The following is a 4,841-nucleotide window of genomic DNA, read 5'->3' on the forward strand; positions in this document are numbered from 1 at the left end:
GCAGGTCGTGAAGAGGAGGCCGACTGAAATGTGCCTAGGAATACCGGGTCAGGTGGTCGAGGTGCTAACCGAACACGGTGGGGAGCTGGCGATGGTCGACGTGCAGGGCGCCCGGCGCCGGATCAACCTCGGCCTGCTGGAGCCCGACGAAGACCCGCCCGGTCCGGGTGACTGGGTCTTGATCCATATGGGATTCGCTCTGGAACGGATCGACGAGGCGGAGGCGCGCCAAGCCCTTGCCGGATTGGAGCTGATGGGCAGGCCGCAGACATGAGGAGTGACTCCGACATTGGCGGCACCACCGCACGACGTGCTGCGAGCGAGCGGCGAGGCGTGCCCGGCCCTGTGCTTTTTGCCCGGTACGCCTTTCCGCCCAACTTCCACGGCTACTGCGGGCCCGGCGACCATGACGCGTTCTTCCACTACGGCGTCGCCGGGGCTGACGACCGCGGCCTGCGGGCGCTGGCGCAGCAGTTCGCCGGGGCCTGGCCCTACCTTGAGCTGATCGCCTCCGCGACCGGGGTGGCTGATCCGCTCGACTCCCGGGTGGTCGAGGCCTACTGGGTCGGCAGCCCGCGGCTCGACAACGTGAGCACCCGCGCGGTTGGCAATTCGATGGAGGAGCGGTTCCGCCGACTGACCGGTGGCAAGTTCCCTACGCTCGCCACGAGTGTCCTCGCTGGCGGCGTGCCGCATCACAGCTTCGCGGTGTTCTGCATCTATCCCTGGACGGGGCTGCTGAGCGACGGCCGCAAGGCCAAGCACGCGCTTACCGTGCTCGATCGATGTCGGATCCGCTGGGGGCAGGTACGCGCGGTCATGGGAGACCAGGTCGTCGTCGAGTCCCGCCAGCTGACCTGGGACGGCCGCGTCCTGGGTCTCGGAGAACCCATATCGGAAACCGCGGTGCGCTCCCTGGACGGGATCAGCATGAGCGGTGAGCTCGAACCGGGGGACTGGGTCTCGCTGCACTGGGAGTGGGTCTGCGACCGGCTGACTATCCGGCAGGTCGAGTACCTGCGCAGCTTCACGCTGCGCCACCTACAGATCGTCAACGACGGCAATCTGCACGCCGGTCCGGCTGCCCTGCTCGATGGCTAATCGCCTGGCAGCGTCCAGGAGTGGTCCAACGACCAGCTGACTTCCTCGCCTCTTCTGTGAGCCGGGAACCCCGCCGCCCGCAGCTGAAGCTGACCATCCGGGGTGTCCAGGACATAGTCGGTGTACGAGCCGCGAAACCAGACATCGGCGACGATCCCGGTGCGGTCGCCGCCCAGCTTGGCCCAATCAGGCCGGACCAGCACCGCGACATCCGACCCGGCCAGCAGCGAGACCGGGCCGGTGAGGCGAGCCGCGGCCGCATTGATCGGTTGAGCGTAGACCTGCTGTGGGGTACCAACCTGGATCACCCGTCCGTCGACCAGCAGTGCGACCCGGTCGGCCAGTCCCAGGGCCTCGGCTGCGTCGTGCGTGGCGTAGATAGCCGCCGCCCCCAACTCCCGCCGCCGAGCCGCGAGCTCGGCCAAGAAGACGTCGCGTACTTGGGCGTCCAGATGCGCGGTCGGCTCATCGAAGAGATAGAGCGCCGCTTGCCGAGCCATCGCGCGGGCCAGGCCGACGCGCTGCTGCTCTCCTCCGGATAGCTGCGCGGGCTTCCGGCTGGCCAGCTGGCCGACACCGAGCCGATCCAGGAGCTGCTGCGCCTCCGCACGGGCAGGATCGCGACGTACGCCGCGGCGCCGTAGCGGGTATGCGACTGTGTCCAGGGCGGTGAGGTGGGGCCATAGCCCGTAGTCCTGGAAGACCAGGGCGATCTCCCGCTTCTCGGGCGGTTCCGCCGAGCCGACTGTCGCCACCCGGCGCTGCCGCAGGAAGATCTCACCGCTGCGCAGCGGGAGGAACCCGGCGACCGCGTTCAACAGCGTTGACTTGCCAGAGCCCGAAGGCCCGAGCAGGGCCAGCACCTCTCCCTCGGCCACGGTGAGGTTCACCGAATCCAGAACGGGGATCGCCGCGTACGCCAGTGATATGTCGCGTAGCTGCAGGACGTCAGGCATGGCGGCTGCGCCTACCTAGCATCCACAACGCCCCGCCGGGAACCACCACGACAACGGTCACGAGCACCGAGAGCGCTGCCGCCACGCCGATCCGGCCCAGGTCGGCACTGTTCAGCACCACAACGGCCAATGTCTCGGTGCCCGGCCCGTAGAGCAAGCTCGACATGGTCACCTCATGCAGGGCGGTCAGGAAGCACAATGCCCAGGCGGCGATCAAGGCTGGGCGCAAAAGCGGTAGCACGACTGTGGCGAGCGCGGTCGGTAGGTTGGCACCGCTGGCCCGGGCAGCCTGCAGTCCCGCCGTCGCTAACCGATCCACCGCGGCGGCAACGGGACGGTGCGCCAAGGCCCAGAGCTTGCCCAGGTAGGCGAGCAGGATGATCAACACCGTGTCGGCGAGCCAGCGGCCGTAGCCGATCAGCAAGCCAATCGCGAGAACCGATCCCGGCAGCACCAGGGTGAGGGCAACCAGGACGCTTACCGCGCGCCCGCTGCGCGTGCGGCTCAAAGCCGCCGTGCACCCCCCAAGCACCAGCAGGATGGATCCAGCGGCCACGGCAAGGAGCAGGCTGCGGCCCAGTGCCTCCCCGGTACGCGGAGTGAGAACGGCGAGGAAGTTGTCGAGCGTCCAATTTCCAGGCGTCGGCGCCACGCCTACCGCGCGGGTAAAAGCCGCGCTGACCAGCGCCAGCAGCGGCAGGCCGCAGGTGAAGATCAGATAGAGGGCCAGCGCGATGGGGACGAGGATCCGCGGCCTGCGGCTGGCAGTTCCCCAGTCGGAGTCCCGAGCGGAGGTACGGCTGAGGGACAGTCGCCCGCCGAGTAATCGGTCGGCCGGTGTGACAACGATCAATGTGATCACCATCAGCAATACGGCCAAGGTGATCGCGTCGACGAAGCTCTGCGGGTCGCTGCCCAGGGCGAGGTCGGCATAGATCCGGGTGGTGATCGTGCTAAAGCCAGCTGGAGCACCGATCACCTGCGGCACGGCGAAGGTGCCAAGGGTGAGGACGAAGATGAGCACTGCCGCAGTCGCAATCGCCGGTCCGAGCAGCGGCAACGTGATCGTCCGCAGCACGGTCACGGGACGAGCACCGGATGCGCGGCCGGCCCGCTCGGTGGCCGGTTCGGCGCGAGTGCTGAGCCCCACCACCGTGACGAGGTAGACCAGAGGAACCGCCTGCGAAGCCACGATGACTGTGACGCCCACCGGCCCCTGTACTTGCGGCCAGGCGAACCCGAACGCGTCGGAGGACAACCCCGCCCGCGCGTACGCGCGCAGCCAGCTGTAAGCCAGTACGAAGTCGGGCACGAGCACTGGCAGCAGCACGGCAGCCCGCCAGAAGTCACGCCCGGGGAGTCGGGGGTCCCTGAGTGCCAGCGCGATCGCCACCCCGACCGGAACCGCCAACCCGGTGACCGCCACCGAAAGCCCGAATGAGTTCGCGACCGCGGAGCCGAAGTCGGGATCGGTTATGACCTCGGCCAGCCGGCCACGACCCTCGACCCAGCTGGTTCGCAGCAGGACTAGCATCGGCACCACGACGACGGCGGTAATGCAGGCCAGTAGGAGTGCGATGGCCGACCGCGCCAGGCCGGAACGCACGCTCAGCCGCCGAAGATCTTCGCGTAGTCGCTGAGTAGCGTCGCCTTTTGACTCGCCAGCGACTGCCAGTCGGGATTGACGGTCGGCGCGTCCTCGGGCTTGGTCGGGCCGGCTACATCCGGCAGCGTCGGATATGAGCCCGAGCTCCCGACGATGGTCTGGCCATCACGGCTAGCCACATAGCTGACGAAGTCCTGCGCGGGGCCGGAGTTCGTGGTGGTCTTGGACAGCGCGATGGGGCCATAGATGGCGACCGCGCCGGGCTTCGGCCAGGACACCGTGACGGGCGAGCCGCTCTTCTGAACCGCGTACGCGGAGTTGGCGATCGTCATGCCGGCGTCATAAATTCCCTGGGCAACACCGGTCGCGACGTCATCCGGCGTGCTCACCTGGACCGCGCCTTTGTCCTTGAGATCGGCGTAGAAGTCGGGCCCGAAGTAGCCCAGCGCGCCAAGCGCCGAAGCCGCAACGTTCGGATCGGGTACGGCGACCTTCCCGGCGCGGGAGAGTTCGGTCCAGGCGGCCGGCGCGGGAGCGCTCTTCCGGGTCAGGGCCACCATGTAGAGGAAAGCGACGCCAACGTAGTCCGGGGTGCGTACAGTCTCCGGAATGTCGGTCTGCGGCGTCCAGCCTCCGACTAGGCCCTGAGCAACGTAGTCCTGCATGGTGAGTGGATCGCACGCCCAAATCACGTCGGCCTTCAGACCGCCGCTGCGGACATCACTGGCGACCCGGGCGTTGAGCTGACCGGTCGGTGCCCGGAAGAGGTCGACTTTCGCGCCGGCGTGTGCCTCGAACTTCTGGATCACCGGTTGGATTGTTGTGTCGTTGACGCATGTGTAGAGCGTGATCGGTGTCGCCGTGGTAATGGTGGTGGCAGTCGGACTGCCGCAGGCGCCGAGAGTCCAGAGCAGGAGCAGGGCCGCCAGCCACACCGTGCGTCGTCGCCACGTGGTCATGTTCGTCACGGTAACTTCGCCACGTCGGATCTGGCGAGAGGCGTTACGCAGCACAGCCGTTAGGGCGACCGACCTGCAGTGGTGGGCTGAGCCCGAACATTCCTGCCCGACCGCTGGCTCCAGCGCCGTAGCGGGCGGTAACAGCGCTTCGTGATCAAGTGCCATGCTGCTCTAGAGAGCAGGGGAGAAGGAGCACCCAATGAGCACGAACATCGCCGA

5 protein-coding genes are annotated in these 4,841 nt (G+C 67.7%); 2 read left to right on the plus strand and 3 right to left on the minus strand.

Annotation, left to right across the window (positions count from 1 at the left end; translation table 11 throughout):
• Window positions 1-28: 28 nt before the first annotated feature.
• Both VF468_11865 and VF468_11870 read left to right on the plus strand, forming a co-directional pair.
• On the plus strand, window positions 29-274 hold the full coding sequence (locus VF468_11865; protein ID HEX5878994.1) for a HypC/HybG/HupF family hydrogenase formation chaperone: 246 nt from the start codon (window positions 29-31) through the stop codon (window positions 272-274).
• Window positions 271-1,101, plus strand: coding sequence for a DUF6390 family protein (locus tag VF468_11870; protein HEX5878995.1), 831 nt, complete (start codon window positions 271-273; stop codon window positions 1,099-1,101). Before VF468_11865 ends, VF468_11870 begins: the two co-directional genes overlap by 4 nt.
• Here the strand turns inward: VF468_11870 and VF468_11875 are convergent.
• From VF468_11875 to VF468_11885, 3 genes are read right to left on the minus strand one after another with little or no spacing between them, the layout of a single operon-like run.
• Window positions 1,098-2,057 carry an ABC transporter ATP-binding protein gene (locus tag VF468_11875; protein HEX5878996.1) on the minus strand — a complete coding sequence of 320 codons (960 nt, stop codon included), beginning with the start codon at window positions 2,055-2,057 and terminating at the stop codon, window positions 1,098-1,100. The genes VF468_11870 and VF468_11875 overlap by 4 nt on opposite strands.
• Window positions 2,050-3,663: an iron ABC transporter permease gene (locus VF468_11880; protein ID HEX5878997.1), complete on the minus strand. Its 1,614-nt coding sequence runs from the start codon at window positions 3,661-3,663 to the stop codon at window positions 2,050-2,052. The genes VF468_11875 and VF468_11880 overlap by 8 nt, the downstream gene beginning before the upstream one ends.
• A 2-nt stretch (window positions 3,664-3,665) precedes the next feature.
• A complete protein-coding gene (locus VF468_11885) occupies window positions 3,666-4,622 on the minus strand; it encodes an extracellular solute-binding protein (protein HEX5878998.1) in 957 nt (318 codons plus the stop codon).
• Window positions 4,623-4,841: the final 219 nt, after the last annotated feature.

Source organism: Actinomycetota bacterium, from assembly GCA_036280995.1.
In the GTDB taxonomy this organism is placed as follows: Bacteria; Actinomycetota; CALGFH01; order CALGFH01; family CALGFH01; genus CALGFH01.

What these genes read in the sequence shown, in the direction of transcription:
- VF468_11870 (HEX5878995.1), top strand. Translation starts at nt 271, where the DNA reads ATGAGGAGTGACTCCGACATTGGCGGCACCACCGCACGACGTGCTGCG.
- VF468_11865 (HEX5878994.1), top strand. Translation starts at nt 29, where the DNA reads ATGTGCCTAGGAATACCGGGTCAGGTGGTCGAGGTGCTAACCGAACAC.
- VF468_11885 (HEX5878998.1), bottom strand. Translation starts at nt 4,622, where the DNA reads ATGACCACGTGGCGACGACGCACGGTGTGGCTGGCGGCCCTGCTCCTG.
- VF468_11875 (HEX5878996.1), bottom strand. Translation starts at nt 2,057, where the DNA reads ATGCCTGACGTCCTGCAGCTACGCGACATATCACTGGCGTACGCGGCG.